The sequence below is a fragment of the Microbacterium pratiae genome, from assembly GCF_047302165.1.
Classification (GTDB): domain Bacteria; phylum Actinomycetota; class Actinomycetes; order Actinomycetales; family Microbacteriaceae; genus Microbacterium.
The window spans coordinates 90,610-110,346 of sequence record NZ_CP154843.1; the positions used below are offsets into that span (position 1 = coordinate 90,610).

Here is a 19,737-nt window from a genome sequence, read left to right on the forward strand (position 1 = left end):
TCCGCGCGGCCCGCGATCAGCCGACGTTGCCGGTGAGGCGCCCGTGGAGAGCGGATGCGGTCGAGTTGAGCCCCTCGATCGCGACGGTCGAGCCGTGCCGCTCGTACTTGTTCACGATCGCGTCGAGCGCGGCGACGGTCGACGCGTCCCACACGTGCGAGCGGGTCATGTCGATGACGACGCGCGCCGGATCGTCGGCGTACGCGAACTGCGTCGTGAGGTCGTTGCTCGAAGCGAAGAACAGCTCGCCGTCGACCTCGTAGCGCGCCACCGGCTCGCCGCCGACGGTGTCGAGCGTGCGCGTGACCGTCACGAAGTGGGCGACGCGGCGAGTGAACATCACCATGGCCGCGATGACGCCGAGGATGACGCCGACGGCGAGGTTGTGGGTCCACACCGTGGCGACGACCGTGATGAGCATGACGGCGGTCTCGCTCTTCGGCATCCGGCGGAGCGTCGCAGGACGGACGCTGTGCCAGTCGAATGTCGCCACCGTGACCATGATCATGACCGCCACGAGTGCGGCCATGGGCATGATCGCGACGACGTCGCCGAGCGCGAGCACCAGGATCAACAGGAACACCCCGGCGAGGAACGTCGAGATGCGGGTACGGGCACCCGACGCCTTCACGTTGATCATGGTCTGACCGATCATGGCGCAGCCACCCATGCCGCCGAACGCCCCGGAGAGGATGTTGGCGGCCCCCTGGCCGAGAGCCTCCCGGGTCTTGCGTGAGTGCGTGTCGGTGATGTCGTCGACGAGCTTGGCGGTCATGAGCGATTCGAGCAGCCCCACGACGGCCATCGCGAGCGCGTAGGGGGCGATGATGCGCAGGGTCTCGAGCGTGAAGGGAACGTCGGGTACGAAGAGTCCGGGCAGGCTCGAGGGCAGCTCACCCTGGTCGCCGACGGTCGGCACCTGCCACCCGAACGCCACGACCGCCGCCGTGAGGAGCACGATCGTGACGAGCGGCGCCGGGATCGCCTTCGTCAGGCGCGGCAGCACGACCAGGATGAGGAGGCCCGCGACGACCAGAGGCCAGACGAGCCACGGGATGCCGTCGCCGAAGAGCTGGGGCAGCTGCGCGAGGAAGATGAGGATTGCGAGCGCGTTGACGAACCCCACCATCACCGACCGCGGGATGAACCGCATCAGCTTGGCGACCCCGAGCGCCGCGAGCACGATCTGGATGACGCCCCCGAGCAGGACGGTGGCGACGAGATAGTCGATGCCGTGCTCACGTGCCACGGGTGCGATGACGAGGGCGATAGCGCCGGTCGCGGCGCTGATCATGGCCGGACGGCCGCCGAGGAACGCGATCGCGACGGCCATGACGAACGACGAGAAGAGCCCGACACGGGGATCCACCCCGGCGATGATCGAGAACGCGATCGCCTCGGGGATGAGCGCGAGGGCGACGACGAGCCCCGCCAGCACTTCGCGGGTCAGCAGTCGCGGGCTGCGCAGAGCCTGCAGAACGGTGGGTTCGATGCGGTAGCGCGCGGCGCTGTCGCGGGCGGAGGTGACGGCGGACACTCGGTGCCTTTCGGTCGGCGCCGCGTCAGGATGGCGAGGCGACCGCACGAGCGCGTGCAGCGTCGACAGGCCGGCGCGGGAAGAATGAGGGGGCGGCGCACCCTGGCGCCCACGTGAATCTAACGTAACGTGAGGTTTGATGTCGAATCCGGATGAGGTCACCATGCGCATCGGAGAGGTGACCGAGCGGACCGAACTGTCTTTCCGCACCCTCCGGCACTACGACGAGATCGGCCTCGTCACCCCATCGGCTCGAACCGAGGGCGGCTTCCGCCTGTACACCGAGGCCGACATCGCCCGCATCCTGCTGATCCGGCGCATGAAGCCCCTCGGGTACAGCCTCGACGAGATGCGCGAGCTGCTCGATGTCGTGGATGCACTCGCCTCCTCCCCCGCAGACCCGCAGCTGCGCGCCCGCCTCGAGACGATCCGCGCGGGCGCGGACGAGCGCCGCGAGAAGCTGACGCGTCAGGTCGCGATGGCCGACGAGTTCATCGAGCAGCTGAGCGACGTCTGACCGGCAGCGCACAGCGAAGCTGCGGGCCGGGTCGGCGACAACTCCTCACGATCGCCTCGCGCGCGTGGTCATCGGCGGCCTCAGCCACCGATTCGGCCTGTCCTTGAGGAGTTAATGCACGGTCGCGCCGCGATCGACACCGACCCCCGCGATACCCCGGATGTCGTCGACGCCGACGATGTCCGCCATGGTCACGGCACCGCGAACATGCCGCTCGACCATGCGGATCGCCGCGAGGGCCGCGGCCCGTCCCGTTGCGATCGACTGCCCGTCTCCCCACGCCGAAAGACGCTGACCGCTCTGACGATGGACGGCACCCACGCGCCATCGGCTGGTGCCGAGATGCGGGGCGCGCCGCAGTGCCGGCGCGAGCGGGGGAAAGGCCCCGACGATGCGCAGAGCCGCGGTCGCCACCCTGCTGTCGAGCGCCAGCCAACTGCGGACGGCGACGGCGGACGGAGAGCCCCAGAGCAGATCGTCGGGAAAGTCCGCACGGAGATACGTTCGGCGCCCTGACACCGAATGGAATCGCCGGGCGGCGCGCAGATTGACGATCTGCTCGGTTTCCGGGGCGGCGTAGATCGGCGTTCCGGCGAGTCGCACCGTCCATTCGACGGCCGCCGCACCATGGTGCTCGCCCGCTCCGAGCATCACCGTGACGTCGACATCGTCGCCCGGGGCGGCGCCCAGCGCTTTCGCGAGGACGGTGCTGATCCCGGGCGCGATCCCCGCCCCCAGGAGCACGGCCCCACCCTCGGCGACGCCGCCGGCGAGTCGAGCGAGATGGGATGCCGTCGCCGACACGTCGACCAGAGGCGTCGACCCGACCGCATCCTGCACGTCGGCGATCTCGAGTCCGCTCGCGTCGATCACGACGTCCGCCCGCCGTGCCGCGTCAGCGAGGACATCGCGCCCCTCGGGCGTCGTGACGTCGGCGGCGAGACCACCCCGCTGCGGACTGCGCGAGACCTCGATGACGGCATGCCCGTCGGCGCGCAAGGCGTGGGCGGCGGCTGCGCCGACCGCTCCACGCGAGCCGAGGACGAGGACGGACAGGTGCGACATACGGTCTCCAAACGTTCAGTTGGAGATCACCGTATCCGCAGAACACTGCAGTTACCAACTGGGCGGTTGGAATTGTTAGGCTCGGTCCATGGCGTGGGATACCGAGGCGACGCGGCGCCGCCTCCTCGAAGCCGCTACCGAACACTTCTCAGCACGGGGATACGCCGGCGCACGCGTCGAGGCGATCGCCCGAACCGCCGGAGTGAACAAGGAGCGCATCTACTCCTACTTCGGCGACAAGGCGGGCCTGTTCGGCGCCGTGCTGACAGCCGAGGTCGACCGCCTGCTCGACGGGATCGACGTTCGTGGCACCGGTGCCGACGCACTCGGCAGCCTCGCGCACGATCTGTACGACCGCGCCGCGTCGCATCCGCAACTCGCGCGCCTGCTCGCGTGGGAGAGCCTCGAGCTCGACGCACCGGTCTCCGGCCCCAGCCGCGCGGAGGGATGCGCCGCGATGGTCGACGCCCTCGCCGGCGCCCTGCCCGGGCGTTCACGCGACGAGGCGGCGCAGCTGCTGGTGAGCATCGTCGCGATCGCGACAGCCGACGGATGCCTTCCGCACCTCGTGACGCTCATCACCGGCTCGGCATCCGCTGCTGACCGCCGGTCGGCGGTGGTCGCGCAAGCCCGTTCTCTCGCGTGAGCCGGGGCGCCGCCCGCTGTCTACGCTGATCGGATGGACCTGCACAGCCTCTTCGGACTCTCCGGCCGACGCGCACTCGTGACCGGCGGCAGCTCGGGCATCGGACGAGCCATCGCCGGTGCGCTGGCCGCCGCCGGAGCCGAGGTGGTCGTCGCGGCGCGAGGCGCAGACCGTGTCGATGAGACGGTCGAGAGCATCCGCTCCGGCGGCGGGCTCGCGACGGGGATCACCGCCGACCTCTCCTCCCGCGCGGGGTGCCACGAGCTCGCCGATCGGGCCGGCGACATCGACATCCTCGTCAACTCGGCGGGCATCAACATCCGTCCTCCCCTGGCAGATCTCGACGAGCAGACCTGGGATGCCACGATGTCCGTCAACCTCGATGCCCCCTTCATCCTCGGCCAGCGGCTCGCGCCCGGGATGGTCGAGCGCGGATACGGCCGCATCATCTCGATCAGCTCGCAGCAGGCGAGCCGCGCCTTCGCATCGAGCGGTGCCTACGGCGCCTCCAAAGCCGCCCTCGAAGGGCTCACCCGATCGCAGGCCGAGGCGTGGTCGGCATCCGGGGTGACCTCGAACGTGCTCGTCCCGGGCTTCGTCCTCACCCCTCTCAACGAGCGGCTCGCCAGCGACCCCGACGTGGTCGCCGCCCTCGCGGCCCGGACGTTCGTCGGACGCAACGGCCTGCCCGACGACTTCGCCGCCGCGGCGATCTTCCTCGCCGGCCCCGGCTCGGCCTACGTCACCGGTCAAGCCATCGCCGTCGATGGCGGCTTCTCCGTCCACTGAGGCATACCTTCCTTCCCCATACCAGGTGAGCGCTCCCACGGGAAGGGCTCCCCTTCGACGGAGGGCTCGGACAGACTGAGCCGCTAGGCCGATCAACGCGGGGAGTCGTCATGGCAGTGCAGGGTGAGACGTCGTCGGCATCTGCTGTCCTCGACGCGCTGTGGGCTTACGAGGCCGCGGAGGGAGCGATCCGGCTGCGGCTGCGCGACTCGATGCTGGTGTGCGAGAACGACCTGATCGCTCTCGAGAAGCTCATCGAGGCGCAGGACCGCGACATCGCCCTCACCCCGTCGAACATCACGCAGGAGCTCGGCATCTCCTCCGCGAGCACCACGGCCATGCTCGACCGCCTGGAGCGTTCCGGGTATCTGCGTCGGCAGCCGCATCCGTCCGACCGTCGCAAGGTGTTCGTGACGCTCGGCGACCGCCCCGTCGAGGACCTGCGCCAGTCCGGCTCCGACGTCCAGCACCGCGTCGAAGACGTCATCGCCGATATGCCCGCCGGCTCCGCCGCTGTGCTCGTCGACTTCCTCTCGCGCATGCGGATGGCCGCCGAGGCCGCCTGACGCATCCGCCCCGCGAGCACCGCAGGCCAAGCTCAGGCCGTGCCGCGATGCAAGGCATCCGGCCCGACACCCCGAACCGGATGCCACTCCCCCGGCACGTCGCCCACGATCCCTTGCATCCGCGCACACGCGGAACCCCGGGGCCGGACCTCTGGTCAGTTCGCGGCGACCGGCACGTCCATCGTCCGTCGCCCGGCCGGCGCCCAACCGAAGAGGAGCAGTGAGGCGGCGAAGCTGAGCGGGCCGAGCAGGTGGAAGACCTGAGACAGCGCCGATGCGTCGCCGCCCGAGGTCCCGAAGGTGTCGGCGATCGACATCCCGATCGAGAATCCGGCGAACAGCCGCAGGAACAGGGCGACCCCGATGATCGCGAGATACAGGATGCCGAGCCGGCGGGGCGTCAGCCACGCTCCGCCCCTCAGCAGCGCACCGGCCGTCACACCGACCGCCGCAACCAGCCACACCCCGCCCCACACGGTCACCGCCCCCGCAGCGAAAGCCGGGTCGAAACCGTCGGCAGCGATCATCTCGGCATAGATAGCGCTCAGCTCGTAGCCGGGCACCTTGGCGAGCGGATTCCACACCAGCAGGTCGAGGCAGCCGAGCACGAGCAACGCCGCGACGGACACGAGCCCCGCGACGGCGACCGGCCGCCGTCGGGCAAGCGGCGCGGAGCGGTCCTCCAGGACGAGCGGCATCGACCGCCACGCACCGGCCAGCCCGATCGCGGCGCCGCCGACCGTGAGACCGACTCCCACTGCTGCCACTCCGTCCGCGAGGGGGTGCACCGCGGCGAACGCGAGCACGGGGATCCCGAGCGCGGTGACGGCGAACGCGAACCTCACGACTGCCGATCGCGACAGGGCGGCCGCGCCGATGAAGAGGGCTATGGCGAGCAGCACACCCCCGAGGAGAAGCACGCTGAGCACGGAACGTCCGACGGCGATCGCGGTCTCGACCACAGCAGGAATGGCGACCGCCGGAGAGTCGGGATCCGCGGTCAGCCACAGCGCGACCGAGGTCGCCCCGACCGCGGCGAGCAGCGTGACACCCCGCCTGCTCAGACGGCGCGAGGCGGTACCGCGCGGCTCACCGGTCAGCACGGGAGAGTCGCGGTCGGCGGTGAGGGCGACCGCGATCGCACCGCGCACGACGTCGCCCGGGCGCACTCCGACTTCGTGCGCCCCCGCGACATCCGCCCGCCACTGCTCGAGATGACGCGCGCGCGACGCGGCCGGCATCGTTCGGCTCACCGCCCGAAGGACGAGGTCGAGGTTCATGCGATCGCCCCCCTTGCGTCGCCCCTGCCGCGCGCGGGCTCGGGCTCCTGGCGACGCGCTCGACGGCGCTGCATCCGGACCGCATGAGCATCGACGGCGGCGCGCGCTGCAACGAGACCGTCCGGGGTCAGGCGGTACAGACGCCGCCGGGGCCCTTTGCGGTTCGGGTCGACCTCCCACTCGGAGGTCACCCATTCCATCGACTCGAGGCGCTCGAGGATCGGGTACACGCTGCCCGCGGGCCGCCCGGTGCGGCTGACGATACGCAGCCCCCAGAGCGGCTCGGACTCGCTGATGAGGGCCTCGAGCACGTCGACGGTTGCCGGGGTGGCGCGTGCGAGCGGCTGCATGACCGAATGCTATCTCTATATACTTAGAGATAGGCGACGTGCCGCCACCCGATTGCCCGTGCCGCGATGCAAGGCATCCGGCCCGACACCCCGAACCGGATGCCGCTCCCCCGGCGCGTCGCCCACGATCCCTTGCATCCCGGACCGCCACCGCGAACACCGCAGGCCAAGCTCAGGCCGTGCCGTAATGCAAGGCATCCGACCCGACACCCCGAACCGGATGCCGCTCCCCCGGCGCGTCGCCCAGGATCCCTTGCATCCGCGCCCTAAACCCACCCACACACGAACCCACCGCCCCGAGCTCAGCGCCTCCCGCCGAGCACACGGGCGATCTCGCGGCGGCTCGATACCCCCAGGCGCCGCATGATGTTGGCCACGTGGTAGTCGACGGTCCGCTTCGACAGGTGCAGCAGCCCCGCGATCTCACCGCTCGTGTAGCCCTGCCCGACGGCGTCGGCGACCTTCCGCTGCTGCTCGGTCAGCCGCGCCGCGGGGTCCGCGCCGTGAGACCGGCGCTGCATCTCCGTCGTCGTCGCGGCGACGGCCTCGTCGTAGCGGCGTGCGAGTCCGACCGCGCCGAGCTCCTGCAGTTCGGCGCTGGCGTCTTCGTAGACGGCGAGCGCACGGCGCGGGTCCGGCCGCCCGCGCGCCCCGAAATGGCTGTAGTGGATGCCGGCGACGACGCGCACCCATGCGCGCCCGAGCGGGTCGTGGTCGAGCGTGAGCAACGCGAGCGCCCGGTCGACGGCGGCCGTCGCCTCGGCATAGCGCTCGTCGTGCTCGGCCAGGATCGACACGAAGGCCCAGGCGTAGGGGCTGCCGTCCGCCCCGGGCTGAGCCGTCCACGCGGCGACGCCGCGCCTGACTTCGTCGACGCGGCCGAGGTGCCACGACGCGAGCAGGTTGAGCATCCGCCATTCCTCGACGCGGTACGGATGCCGGTACCCGGGCTCCGCGGCATCCTCGAGGGCACGCCGCAGCGCGGTCCAGTCGCTCCGCGAGATCGCCATCATGATGCGCGCGTGCGTGATGACGATCTGCGCGAGGAACGACGGGGTGTCACGGCAGAGCAGCGCGGCCCGGTCGAGCACGGGCCGGCTGGACTCCATGTCGCCGCGGAGCGCGAGCAGTAGCCCGTGCACCGAGAGCGCCTGGGGCTCGAGCCAGTCGTGCTCGATCAGTCCGGCCGGGGGCGCGGTCGCGCGCACGATGTCGGCCGCGTCGCGCCACCACCCCTGACGGATACGGACGAACGCGAGCTCGACCTCGGCGTGCAGGCGCACCCCGTGTCGCCAGGTCGGTGCGAGTCTCGCTCCGCGTGCGAGGTTCAGCGCCGCTTCTCCGAGCCGTCCCTCGAGGTGCTCGACGCTGCCGAGGCTCACGAGGGCGAGGGCGTGGACCGCCGACAGGCTGTTGCGCATCCGCAGCGGGGCCAGCGTCTCGGTGAGCGCGCGGCGCGCGGCATCCCCCGCTCCGGTGTGCTGCTCGACCATGGCGTCGAGGCCGAGCAGGTCGAACGGCACATGCTCGGGAGCCGGCATCCGACCGTCGATGACGGATGCCGCGGCCATGACGGCGTGGGCCGCGTCGATGCACCGGCGGGCGTTGACCCAGGCCGCCGCTGCGACGCAGCCGGTCGCGAGGTACGACAGCAGCATCGGCAGCAGCATCCCCTCGGCTTCGAGGGGATCGTCGACGTCGGTCTCGGGGGCAGCGCCGCTCTCGGCGAGCGCGACGATGCGGGCCACGGCGCTGTCGAGGTCACCCGCACCGATCTGCAGCATCGCGAGGACGCCTTCGCGCAGCACCCCGTCGGGCAGGGCGGCCACGTCGTCACGGCGGGCGGCGAGCAGGTCGACGCGGTAGCCGCGCATCCCGACCGAGCACGCCAGGGTGAGACCGTCGGGATCGCCGGCGTCGTGCGCGGCGAGCGCGGCACGGACGGCGGGCTCGGTCTCTCGGCGACGCCAGGCGGAGCGGGCCTCGTCGAGAAGAGGATGTGGTGGCATCCGCCGCCCTTCTGTCGGCGTTCAGTCTGCCAGGTGCGGCGTGCTTTCCCCGCCTCAGCGCATGTCGCGTTCCAGGTCGGCGAGCGTCGCTTCGTGCTGCGCGATCTCGGCGCCCATCCGTCCGTGCTCGTCGGGTCCGAGCTGGTGGAGGGGCGAGTGATAGATGCGCGATGCGTCGTCGGTGGAGCACCCGAGCAGTTCGGCCAGGCGCTCGATGATCTCGGCATCCGATCGCCCCTCGGCGACCACCCCGGCGATCGCCATGAGCGCGGGGCGGGCGGCGCGGGCCGTCCGTGCTGCCGCGATCCGCTCGGTCAGCATGCGGCGCGTCGCCGCTCGCCCTCGCCGCGGGTCCCGTCGCGGCGTGCGCGCTCGTCCGAGCTCGACCCGCTCGCGGGTGAGGTCGATCCGGAGCGGCTCAGGATGCAGCCCGAGCCCGGGCGAGTGCGCATGCAGCCAGACCGTGCCCGGCTCGAGGTCGTGCCACACCTCGCCCGACAGGGTCACCCCGACCCGCGTGTACTCGCCGGGTTCGAGAGGCACCGCAGCGGGCGCGCCCGAGAGCATGTAACCGAAGCCGTAGCCCTCGTCGATCGCGCGGGTGAAGGTGCCCATCGTCTGGAAGCTGTCGCCGTTCGGCATCCAGCGCTCCGTCCCGGTGTTGACGATATCGACGGCGAAGTCGGTCGCCGTGTCATCGTCGGTCGTGATGCTCGGCCACCGCATCACCAGCCCCGCGCGTCGCTCGGCGGGGCTTGGTCGCAGCGGCAGCGGTTCGTCGTGCAGATGCAGCCCGCGCTCCGGGGTCGAGGGGTACCCCTGTCCCGCGAACCACATGCCGTCGCGCGCGGGGTCGGGCGCACCGACGAACACCGCACCGTCCCACTGCCGCAGCACGCGCCAGCCTGCGGACGGCACACCCGCGAGGTCGGCGTCGGGGTCGAGCTGCAGACCGAGCGATGACAGCAGCTCGTCGAGGGCGACCCCCGCCTCGGCGAGCGCAGCACGCTCGACCGGCGATGAGCCGAGCTGGGGCGAATCGTCGTCGGAGTCCATCCGGCCATGGTCGCAGGCGGGATGCCGCATGCCCAGCCCGGCCGGGCGGTGATCACGCTGAACTACCCCGGCTCGCGCGCGTCTCGACCCCTCACGAGCCGGACGATCCCTCGGTAGGGTGCGGGCAGATCGCACCGACGAAGGGAGAGACCGCGTGGGCAGAGCCGCGGAACGCACCGGCCGCGCACGGCGCCCGACGGTCGGCGCCGGCCTCCTCGCGGTCGCGGCGCTGCTCGCGTCAGGATGCACGCCCGCCGCCGGCGACGAGGCGTTCTCGTCGCGCTGGGAGACCACCTTCGACGTGAGCACCCGGGTCGTGGCATCCGGCGAGGGCGTGGTCATCGTCGCGTCGGACGAGGGGCAGACGCTGGCGGCGCTCAACACGCGCAACGGCGGCACCCGATGGAGCCTGCCGTTCACGCCGATGCCCTCTGCCGTCACGGTTCGCGGGGATGTCGTGACGGTGCAGCAGCGACTCGACTCGGGCGTTCACGTCTCGGCGATCAGCGCGTCGACCGGCAATCCGATGTGGACGCGCACCGCGAACGGCGGCTCCGTGATCGGCGCGTTCTCCGACGGCCGGGTCGCCACCGTCCGAGACGACACGGTGTCGATCTCCGACGTCGCCAACGTCCGCACCGCGGAGCCGTGGATGCCGCACCCCTCGTGCTCCGTCGGCACGACCCAGCTCTCTCCGGGCAAAGACCCGTGGCTCGCCGTCCTCGAGCTCTGCGATGACGGACCGTCTCACCTCATCCGTTTGGATGATTCCCTCCGGGAGGTTTGGCGCACGCCGACGGCGACCGCGGCGCGGTTCGACTTCATCGACGGACTCGTCGCGGCGAGCGACGACGGGGCGAACCTGACGATCGTCGGAGACGACGGCGCGATCGTCCAGACGCTCGCCGGCTACGTCCCGCCCGGCTCCGCCGTTGTGCACCGCACATTCGAGGACGACGTGGTCGCGGTGTCGGCGTCGGGCGAACTGCATCCGGCTGCGGGCTACCTGCGGGTGCAGAACGACGCGGACCTCGCCGTCCTGAGCGTCGTCCGCGTCGGCGACGGACCCGACACGACGTTCGCGACGGCGGTCGGTCACGACGGCGCCCTCACCCCGCTGACGGGTGACGACTACCTGCTCGCGCGTCAGCTCGGCGGCACGACGGTTCTCACGCTGTGGCGCTGGCAGACCGCCGGCACGCCGCCCGACGACATCCGTTCCTGGCCCGACACCTTCGCGGTCGACGCCGGTTCCGCCGGGCGCATGACGGCGGTCGCGATCGGCGATGACGGCGACCTCGACTACACACTCGTCGACGAGGCCGGCGGTACACGCTTCGCGTCCGTGCGGGTGGCCGTCGTGGCGTCTGCCGCATCGGCTCGCACCGCGTTCGAGCTCGCGACATCGACGGATGCCGCGGCGACAAGCCCGACGGATGCCGCGACGACAGTCCACCGCGACGATGGGACCGTCACCGCGATCCGCGGTTCGTGCCTCCTGGCACTGCGTCCGGACGGAGATCCTCTTGCCGCCGCCGACGAAGCGGCGCTGCTCGACGCCGTCTTCGCGGCGGAGACCTCGGGAGCCTGTGATGAGTGAGACGAGACCGCGGTCGCGCTGGCTGCCCGAAGAGCCGGGCAAGCGTCTGGTGTTGGCGATCGGCGGACTCGCCGGCGCATTGTTCGTCACCATCGTCGGTGCGCTGATCGGCGTGTTCGGCGACGACATCAAGGCCGCGACCGACGACATCTTCGCGACGTCGCCCACTTCCGGCCAGCCGGTGCAGATCCAGGTGGCCGCGAGCGGCATGTCGGCGGAACGCCTGTACGCCGTCGCTGAGGCCGATATGCAGTCCGCCACCATCGTCGGCGAGATCGTGTCGGGGGTGCGGCCCGCCGCGGCGGTCCCGATCGGTCGACGGTTCGACTCCTGGTCGCTGCGGACGACCGGAAGCGAGCCGATCACGATCCTCAGCATCACGGCCGTCGATGTCACGGCCACCCCCGCCCACAATGAGGTCTTCGTCGATTTCGGCATGGGCGGCGAAGGCGGCGGCGACGAGGTGCCGGAGGTTCACGACCTGACGCTCGACCTCGCCTCCGGCGCGTTCACCTCGCCCGATGGTCAGCCCCACTTCCGGTCACAGGTCGTGACCGTGCGGAGCGACGTCAGCACCGTCCTCAACATGGGCACGGTGGTGCCCGATGGCAACGCGTACACCTGGCTGCTGCGCATCGATCTCGAGACCGCCGACGGCGAGCAGTCGCATCTCTATGCGGGTGCGTCGGGAGACCTGTACGCCGACAAGACCGCGGTTCCCCGGGGCGACGTGTTCGAGGTCACCGCTCGGTCGGACGACTATCAGCGGCGCTATCTGCCGGACGGGTCGGGAACCCTGCAGCTCGCGCCAGCGGCCGGCTCGTCGGCGCAGCATCCGCTCGGCACTCCCCCCGACCTCGCCGGGCGGTGGTGCCCGCGCACCGCGAACGACGCGTGCATCGATACGGCAGCCATCGTCGCGGAGTACCCGCAGGCGACCATGGCGACCATCACCGGCGGCGACGTCGCGGGCGCGACCGACTACCGGGTCTGCTTCCGCGTCGATGCCGACGGCGCCTGCCCGATGGCGGACGCCATGTTCCTCCGGTACTTCCCCGTCGGCGTCGGCTGGGATTGCGGCGATCACGCGTTGTGGCTCGGACGCTGCGACCCGGACTTCTCGGCCGATCACGACCTCTCGCAGGAGCGACTGGTCAGGCTGCTCAACCACCAGCAGGGCGACGCCTACGTCGACACCGCACCGGCGTACCGCGACGGGGCGGCCGGCGCCTGAGGTCGTGAGGCGACGCCCCCTGGTACGAAATACGAGTCGCACAGCCGACGTCGAAGAGATTTTTGCGACGCTGACCGGCTTGTTTCAGTTCGTGTCCACCGGATGGCCTACTTAAACAAAACCTATGAGACCGTTACCATCGGCATGGGAGAGGCGCCCGTTAGCTCGGTGATCCCAACTTCACACGTACGACACACACGCGGCGTACGATCTCTCCCCTCAGCAACTCATCACGCACCGCGAGGGAGGATGGCATGCCGTACGACTTCCCCACCGTGCCCGCGCCGGCCCCCGCCGCACGTCCCCTCGTAGCCGAAGAGCCCGCTGATCGCACGGAGCGCCCCGTCACGGCATCCGCACCGACGGCGCACCGCGGGCCGCGCGACTGGCGTCGCCGCTATGCCTCGCTGCTGCGGCTGACCGACCTGCTGGTGCTCGTGTGGGTCGTCTACGGCACGCAGATCGCCTGGTTCGGCTTCGGCAACGCGCAGGTTGCGATCCGCGAGGACTCGCGCATCACCGACATCTCTTACTGGCTCTTCTCCGGCGGCCTCGTCGCCGTGTGGATGTGGACGCTCAGCCTCGCTGACACCCGCGACCACCGCATCATCGGTGCGGGGGCCGAGGAGTACGCCCGCATCGCACGATCGAGCCTGTCGCTCTTCGGCGTCATCGCGATCCTCGCGTTCCTCGCGCGGGTCGACGTCGCCCGCGGGTTCCTCCTCATCAGCCTGCCCGTCGGGGTGGGGATGCTGCTGTTCTCGCGGTGGCTCTGGCGCCAATGGCTCGTCGCGAAACGATCCGTCGGCGAGTACTCCGCGCGCGTGCTTCTGGTGGGGTCTGAGGCGTCCGTCACTCACCTCGCTCGCGAGCTGCGGCGCACACCCGGGTCGGGCTACCGCGTCGTCGGAGCGTGCGTTCCGTCGGGTCGCGTCGCCGGCACCGTGGAAGGGACGAACATCCCGATCATGGGGAGCGTGGATGCCGTGGCCCAGGCCCTAGCCGCCACGGATGCCGACACGGTCGCCGTCACGAGCACCGACGAGCTGCCGCCCGACAAGGTGAAGCAGATCTCGTGGGGACTCGAGGCCGGCCGCCAGCACCTGGTGCTCGCGCCGAGCATCGTCGATGTCGCGGGTCCGCGCGTGCAGACGCGCCCCGTCGCGGGCGTTCCGCTCATGCACGTCGAGACGCCGCGCTTCAGCAGGGGGCAGCTCTTCCTCAAGCGCACGGTCGACATCGTCGCGAGCGCGATCGGCGTCGTGATCCTCAGCCCCGTGCTGCTCTTCCTCGCGCTGAGCGTTCGGCTGTCTAGCCAGGGCCCGGTGTTCTTCCGCCAGACGCGCGTGGGCCTGCGCGGGCGCGAGTTCACGATGCTGAAGTTCCGCACGATGGTCGTGAACGCTGAAGACCTGCTCGAGGCTCTTGCCAAACAGCAACGCGACTCGGGCAACGAGGTGCTCTTCAAGATGAAGAACGATCCCCGCGTAACTCCCGTCGGACGCATCATGCGGAAGTTCAGCCTCGACGAGCTGCCGCAGTTGTTCAACGTCCTCGGCGGATCGATGTCGCTCGTCGGGCCCCGCCCGCCGCTGCCCTCCGAGGTCGCCAAGTACGCCGACCACGTGCACCGCCGGTTCCTGGTGAAGCCCGGCATCACCGGCCTTTGGCAGGTCAGCGGACGATCCAGCCTGTCGTGGGAAGAATCCGTTCGCCTCGACCTGTCGTACGTTGAGAACTGGTCGCTCGTGAGCGACGTTGTCATCGTCGCCCGCACCGCCCGAGCCGCGCTTTCGCCCGGGGAGACCGCACATTGACCCGAAAGAGAGCTCCGGAATGAGATCTAATAAGGTTGATCCCCCCAGGGTCGAGGACCTTGAGGATCTTCGCGGGGCACCCCGAAAGGTCCTGCTGGCGGCTTCGACCGGCGGCCATCTCGCCCAACTTTCCCGACTCGCGCAGGCGTGGAATCTATCCGACGACTCGCTGTGGGTGACATTCGATAGCCCGCAGAGTCGATCACTCCTAGCAGGCAAACGTGTCGCTCACGTTCCGTACATCCGGCCACGTGACGCGATTGGAACGGCCCGGAGCGCTCGAATCGCATCGCGATCACTCCGAGATGAGGATTTCGATATTGCTGTGAGCACGGGGGCAGCGATCGCACTCGGAGTCCTGCCGGCTGCGCGGATCCACGGCGTTCCCGCCTGCTACATCGAAAGCGTCTCACGCGTCCATGGCCCGTCACTGACCGGGCGGCTGTTGCACGCGTCGCGCATGGTGTCGCTCCGAACGCAGCATGCATCATGGGCCAGGCGCCGATGGATTCAGCACCCGAGCGTCCTATCGCAGTTCGCTGCTCGACCGCGGCCAGTAGACTCTTCGTCCGGTCCCCGCCTGTTTGTCACCCTCGGGACGATCAAACCCTACCGATTCGATTCTCTCGTGGATGCTGTCTTGGCCACCGGCCTCGCGAACGAGAGCACCGTGTGGCAGCTGGGCGAGACGACAAGAAGCGATCTGCCGGGTACCGTGCGCACCCTGACTTCCGACGACGAGTTTCGCCGATACGCAACGGAGGCTGATGTCGTCGTTACTCACTCTGGCGTTGGGACCATCCTCAACCTCCTGGAGTGGGGCATCCACCCTGTTGTCGTCCCTCGTCGACGGGCCCGGGGCGAGCACGTAGACGATCACCAATCACAAATCGCCGCCTTACTCGGTGATCTTGGGATCGCGGTGGTAGCCGAGGCACCGGACTTGGTGCACGGAGACCTTGTCTTCGCCGCTCGGCACGAGAACCTCGAGCGCACGCCGCCGCCTGCTCAGTCAGCTAGATAAGGGGTCGAAATGTATGCAGTCATCGATGGCGCTGTTCCTCCCGCGGGTACGGTCCGCGTGAGCGGGGCAAAGAACGCAGCAACAAGGTTGTTGGCAGCTGCGCTGCTAACCGATGAGAACGTTCAGCTGAGCAACTTCCCCACTCGGCTCGTCGATGTGGGGCACAAGATCGGCTTTAGCCGGCGCACCGGGGCCGAGATCACCATCGACGACGAGGCAGAGACGGTTACGGTTTCGGCGTCGTCGTTAACGTCCCCAGTTCTGAGTCGAGACGAGTTCGATGTCCCTATCCGAACCACGTACCTTCTCGCCGCATCGCAGCTCGTCCGAACTGGGATCGCGCGCATCCCGTACCCCGGTGGCTGCCCGATCGGTGGCGGTAGTGCCGGCGCACGCGGGTACGACCTACACATCATGGTGTGGGAGCAACTTGGCGCCGCGGTAACGCAGCGGGAAGATCACATAGAGATCATCGCTCCCCGCGGCTTACGAGGCGGCACGATCAACTTCCCCATCACCACGGTCGGCGGAACGGAAAACGCGCTCCTGTGCGCGAGCGTCGCGAGGGGTCAGACTCAGATCTTCAACGCTTACATCACTCCCGAGGTGCACGACCTCATCGCGCTTCTGCGCCGGATGGGCGCGGACGTCACAGTGCACGGAACAAGCCACATCGTCGTCAACGGGCACGCTGCGACGTTGAGTGGCGCGCACATGGCAGTGATGCCAGACCGCATCGAGGCTCTCACTTGGATCGTGTACGCAATCCTGTCGGGAGGCAATCTGACGATCGAGGGCGTCCCCTTCGGATCGATGGAGGTGCCACTCATCCACCTGGAGCAGGCTGGAGTCGACCTGTTCAGGAACTCGACCGCCGTTCACGTGACTCCCGACTGCCTGACATCGGGTTCCGTTCAGCCGTTCGAACTCGCATGTGGCGCGCATCCAGGTGTTATTTCCGACATGCAGGCGTTCTATGTTCTGGTAGGCCTCGTCGGGGCGGGAACGTCCCGAATCTACGACTATCGCTACCCTGAGCGCATTGCGTTTGTGTCGGAGCTAGCGAAACTGGTGGACGGACCGCATCTGGAGGCGGAACGGGGAAAAATCACGACACACGGCCCGGCGCGATTCCGACCCGGTCTAGCCGATTCAACCGACCTCCGAGGATCGATGGCCGTTGTGCTCGCCGCTCTGTGCTCAGACGGGCGTTCCGTGATCACGAACGTCCAGATGGCATTGCGGGGGTACAACGACCTCGCTGGCAAGCTGACAAGCCTGGGATCTAGGATCTCCCTATTCGATGAGGCTCCCGCGGCGGGTTCGCTCCGAGATCTCTTGGTCACAGATGGCCGCTGACGCCACCATCACGGAACTACTACGACAGCAACACGAACTGTCCACGTACTTCCACGTCGACCTATCGCGAATCTCCCGCTGGCGAGTTGGCGGACTCGCGGAGGCGATCGTCGAGCCAAGATCCATTACAGAACTCACCGATGTCGTCGGGTTGCTAGCCGATCGTCCAGAACCCGTCCTGGTGGTTGGAGACATGTCGAACGTGCTCTTTGACAGCCGTGGATTCGACGGGGTCATAGTCCGCGCTTCACGAGCGCTCGCTGCGGTGCGTCGCGATGGAAACGTCGTAGTCGCGGAAGCCGGAATTGGCATACCCCGACTCGCGCGAACTACGGCAGACATGGGCCTCAGCGGTCTGGAACACACGGTCGGTATCCCCGGCACGCTAGGTGGGTTGACGGTGATGAACGGTGGAAGCCAGCGCAAGGGCGTCGGGACAGTCGTGCGTCGAGTCCGCTGCATCGGACTCGACGGTTCCGACTATAATCTCACGCAAGAAGACTGCGCGTTCGCGTACCGTTCCTCGACACTGCAATCAATGAGTGCCGTAGTTGTAGAAGTCGAACTGAATTTGGATGCAGCCAACCCCATCGATGTTCACGCTGAGATGGACGCCGTGGTGGAGTCGCGGCGATCCAGATTTCCAGAAGACCTTCCCAACTGTGGATCAACCTTCCTCTCGGACCCCGCGATGTATGCGAGTGTGGGCCCTCCCGGTCGGGCCATCGAAGATGCCGGTCTGAAAGGCTACACCGTGGGTGGGGCTCAGGTCTCAACGCAACATGCCAACTTCGTTGTTAATAGAGGTGGGGCCCGGTCCGACGACGTGCTGGCCGTCATCGCCCACGTGCGGGAGACTGTTCACAGACGTACAGGGTTCGATCTAAAGTGCGAAGTGCGTTTCGTATCACGAGATGGGAAGCTAGTACCTGCGCATGAAGCTGCCGGCGCACGGGACGCCTTAGCGTGATTTTCGAGCGGTCCCGAACGTGCTTCAGCGAGTGCGCCCGTCGGCCATCCCGAGCGCGCGCCTCACTAGCGGCGCAATTGAAGTAAGTGGTTTTGACGCGTAAGCATTCACAGCCGACACCAGCAGCCCCCGATACACGCGGTTGGTGACGCTCGACTTGGCAAGATCTAGCGCGGCTGCTGGTGAGCCGAACACGGCCAACCGAAGCACCGCCTTCATAACCTTTTTCTGCACGAGAGAATTCTCGGGTGGCACGATCGCGCTCGGCCCGTCAACCGCCAGCTGGGCCAGGGCGTGCGCGACCTCAGGTTCGGTCATCCGTGTCAGCTGGCGCGCAGCCACTGAGTAGCAGCTCTGCTCCACGATCTTCTTCGGGACGTACGAAACCCCATCGAATTGAACGTATCTCCGATAGATAGGCTCCGGCACCGTCGCAAATTTAGAGAAGCGACTGATTCTCAACCATAGGTCAATGTCTTGGGCATACCGGAACTCCGGCCGGTATCCCCCGGCACGTTCGTAAACCTCGCGACGGATCATGACCTCCCCGTGCGAGAAGAGGTTCTCTCTCATCAAACCCTCGTAGTCAAGGTTGTCGGCGTCTGGAGTGCGGAGACGTTGCGTGCCCAATCCTTCTTGGACGTTGAAATACCATCCACCGACGACCCCAACCTCGGGCCGCTCATCAAGAAGGGCAACCTGCCGCTCCAACCGGTGCGGCAAGGATTCGTCACCCGAGCCCTGGATAGCGATATAATCTCCGCTCGTTTGCGAAATAGCCTCTCTCAGGCCTGTCACGAAACCCCTGTTGACGTCTGCGACAACGAACCGAAAGCGTGCATCCCCGTACTGGTCAGAGAGTTGCTTCAACCGCACAGCAGAGTCGTCACTCGAAGCATCGTCGAAGACGAGCAGCTCGAAATCCTCAAAAGTCTGCGCCAGAATCGAGTCGATCGTGCGTTTGAGGAGCGCTGATCGATTATAGAAGCCAGTCACAACAGAGACCCGAGGCATTAGCGACGAAGCACCTTTCGGAAGACATTTGCATAGGCTGAAGCAATCGCACTCCAGTTGCGCCCGGTCATATTGGGTTGCTCCCCCATGTGATGCCCGCCGCCGGACAGCACGTCATCGATGCATTCCCCGGCAATGGGTCGGTCCATCATGTGGACCCATTCTCGACCGACCCCATCCGCTAGTTCCTCCATGATGCAGGAGCGGTAGACGAGGACCGGACGGTTCAGCGACAGAGCCACCAGAGCGACGCCGGAGTTGCCGTTCCCCGCGTCGCGGTAAGGCAGCGCGACGACTTCCGCCTCCGTAATCTCCCGAACCATCTCTTCATCAGATACGGCGCGTAGATCATAGGTGACTCGTGCCCCACCGTCAGTGCGTGCGTCCACCATGCTCGCTATCCGGTCACGCATCTCGGGACGTGCCGCGCCGACGATCCTGACCTCGGCGCCCGGGGCGCGAACCGACCGAGCGGCATCTATCAGGTCAAAGACGCCCTTGTACGGCTCGATCCGACCGAGCAACAGCACCCTCCCGGGTACTGACCTCGATCGCGGAAAGTTCCGAAAGGCTTCAACGAAATCACCGTGGGGTATTACGGTAGTAGCCACACCAGGCCGTACGGGAGTGCAACTACTCAGCGTCACATAATGATGGACTCGAGCATCGAGGAGGCCCAGCAGCTTTTCCTCTGCAGCCGTACCCTCATGATGCGGCGCGGCATTGTGCACGGTCCGCACGACTGGTATTCGACCGAATCGCAAGCGCACGACCAAAAGCACGAACAAAAGGCTCTTCACCATTCGACGAGGGAGAGAACTGTCGCGCACCAGGAACTCGGGCCAATGAACGTGAAACACGTCATAACTACCGACGAGCGCTCGCCTCCAAGAGAAGAACACGT

18 protein-coding genes are annotated in these 19,737 nt (G+C 68.0%); 10 read left to right on the forward strand and 8 right to left on the reverse strand.

Translation table 11 applies throughout. From position 1 onward, the window contains the following. Positions 1–16 precede the first annotated feature (16 nt). Positions 17–1,537 (reverse strand): SulP family inorganic anion transporter, encoded by a 1,521-nt coding sequence (locus AA0Y20_RS00375; protein WP_412936502.1) that lies wholly within the window; start codon positions 1,535–1,537, stop codon positions 17–19. A 139-nt stretch (positions 1,538–1,676) separates the two neighbouring features. Between AA0Y20_RS00375 and AA0Y20_RS00380 the strand changes: the two genes are divergently transcribed. Further along, complete coding sequence (locus AA0Y20_RS00380) at positions 1,677–2,054, forward strand: MerR family transcriptional regulator (protein ID WP_412936504.1); 378 nt, start codon at positions 1,677–1,679, stop codon at positions 2,052–2,054. 111 nt (positions 2,055–2,165) lie between these two features. Here the strand turns inward: AA0Y20_RS00380 and AA0Y20_RS00385 are convergent, their stop codons facing one another. Then, on the reverse strand, positions 2,166–3,119 hold the full coding sequence (locus AA0Y20_RS00385) for a hypothetical protein (RefSeq protein WP_412936506.1): 954 nt from the start codon (positions 3,117–3,119) through the stop codon (positions 2,166–2,168). Positions 3,120–3,207: 88 nt separating this feature from the next. Between AA0Y20_RS00385 and AA0Y20_RS00390 the strand changes: the two genes are divergently transcribed. From AA0Y20_RS00390 to AA0Y20_RS00400, 3 genes are all read left to right on the forward strand, one after another. Next, complete coding sequence (locus AA0Y20_RS00390; protein ID WP_412936508.1) at positions 3,208–3,765, forward strand: TetR/AcrR family transcriptional regulator; 558 nt, start codon at positions 3,208–3,210, stop codon at positions 3,763–3,765. A gap of 33 nt (positions 3,766–3,798) precedes the next feature. Next, positions 3,799–4,554 (forward strand): SDR family NAD(P)-dependent oxidoreductase, encoded by a 756-nt coding sequence (locus AA0Y20_RS00395; RefSeq protein WP_412936510.1) that lies wholly within the window; start codon positions 3,799–3,801, stop codon positions 4,552–4,554. Positions 4,555–4,664: 110 nt separating this feature from the next. Next, positions 4,665–5,120, forward strand: coding sequence for a MarR family transcriptional regulator (locus AA0Y20_RS00400; RefSeq protein ID WP_412936512.1), 456 nt, complete (start codon positions 4,665–4,667; stop codon positions 5,118–5,120). 155 nt (positions 5,121–5,275) lie between these two features. Here the strand turns inward: AA0Y20_RS00400 and AA0Y20_RS00405 are convergent, their stop codons facing one another. The 4 genes from AA0Y20_RS00405 to AA0Y20_RS00420 form a co-directional block, all read right to left on the reverse strand. Next, on the reverse strand, positions 5,276–6,400 hold the full coding sequence (locus tag AA0Y20_RS00405) for a hypothetical protein (RefSeq protein ID WP_412936513.1): 1,125 nt from the start codon (positions 6,398–6,400) through the stop codon (positions 5,276–5,278). Beyond that, positions 6,397–6,750, reverse strand: a complete 354-nt coding sequence (locus tag AA0Y20_RS00410; protein WP_412936515.1) for a PadR family transcriptional regulator — start codon at positions 6,748–6,750, stop codon at positions 6,397–6,399. The genes AA0Y20_RS00405 and AA0Y20_RS00410 overlap by 4 nt, the downstream gene beginning before the upstream one ends. A 302-nt stretch (positions 6,751–7,052) precedes the next feature. Then, positions 7,053–8,759: a LuxR C-terminal-related transcriptional regulator gene (locus AA0Y20_RS00415; protein ID WP_412936517.1), complete on the reverse strand. Its 1,707-nt coding sequence runs from the start codon at positions 8,757–8,759 to the stop codon at positions 7,053–7,055. Between the two features lie 54 nt (positions 8,760–8,813). Further along, a complete protein-coding gene (locus tag AA0Y20_RS00420; protein WP_412936519.1) occupies positions 8,814–9,815 on the reverse strand; it encodes a hypothetical protein in 1,002 nt (333 codons plus the stop codon). A 154-nt stretch (positions 9,816–9,969) separates the two neighbouring features. Between AA0Y20_RS00420 and AA0Y20_RS00425 the strand changes: the two genes are divergently transcribed. The 6 genes from AA0Y20_RS00425 (at position 9,970) to murB (ending at position 17,819) form a co-directional block, all read left to right on the forward strand. Continuing rightward, positions 9,970–11,415, forward strand: coding sequence for a PQQ-binding-like beta-propeller repeat protein (locus AA0Y20_RS00425; RefSeq protein ID WP_412936520.1), 1,446 nt, complete (start codon positions 9,970–9,972; stop codon positions 11,413–11,415). Beyond that, a complete protein-coding gene (locus AA0Y20_RS00430; RefSeq protein ID WP_412936522.1) occupies positions 11,408–12,649 on the forward strand; it encodes a hypothetical protein in 1,242 nt (413 codons plus the stop codon). Before AA0Y20_RS00425 ends, AA0Y20_RS00430 begins: the two co-directional genes overlap by 8 nt. 254 nt (positions 12,650–12,903) lie before the next feature. After that, complete coding sequence (locus AA0Y20_RS00435) at positions 12,904–14,466, forward strand: sugar transferase (protein WP_412936524.1); 1,563 nt, start codon at positions 12,904–12,906, stop codon at positions 14,464–14,466. 460 nt (positions 14,467–14,926) lie between these two features. Continuing rightward, a complete protein-coding gene (locus AA0Y20_RS00440) occupies positions 14,927–15,490 on the forward strand; it encodes a glycosyltransferase (RefSeq protein ID WP_412936526.1) in 564 nt (187 codons plus the stop codon). A gap of 9 nt (positions 15,491–15,499) precedes the next feature. After that, entirely contained in the window at positions 15,500–16,849 is a 1,350-nt protein-coding gene (locus tag AA0Y20_RS00445; protein WP_412936527.1) for a UDP-N-acetylglucosamine 1-carboxyvinyltransferase, read from the forward strand. Then, positions 16,839–17,819, forward strand: a complete 981-nt coding sequence (murB, locus tag AA0Y20_RS00450) for a UDP-N-acetylmuramate dehydrogenase (RefSeq protein WP_412936529.1) — start codon at positions 16,839–16,841, stop codon at positions 17,817–17,819. Before AA0Y20_RS00445 ends, murB begins: the two co-directional genes overlap by 11 nt. 24 nt (positions 17,820–17,843) lie before the next feature. Here murB and AA0Y20_RS00455 read toward each other — a convergent pair whose 3' ends face one another. Both AA0Y20_RS00455 and AA0Y20_RS00460 read right to left on the reverse strand, forming a co-directional pair. Beyond that, the gene (locus AA0Y20_RS00455) at positions 17,844–18,833 is read right to left on the reverse strand and encodes a glycosyltransferase (RefSeq protein ID WP_412936531.1); all 990 of its coding nucleotides are present in this window, start codon (positions 18,831–18,833) and stop codon (positions 17,844–17,846) included. Then, positions 18,833–19,363, reverse strand: a complete 531-nt coding sequence (locus AA0Y20_RS00460; protein WP_412936533.1) for a glycosyltransferase — start codon at positions 19,361–19,363, stop codon at positions 18,833–18,835. Before AA0Y20_RS00460 ends, AA0Y20_RS00455 begins: the two co-directional genes overlap by 1 nt. Positions 19,364–19,737 lie beyond the last annotated feature (374 nt).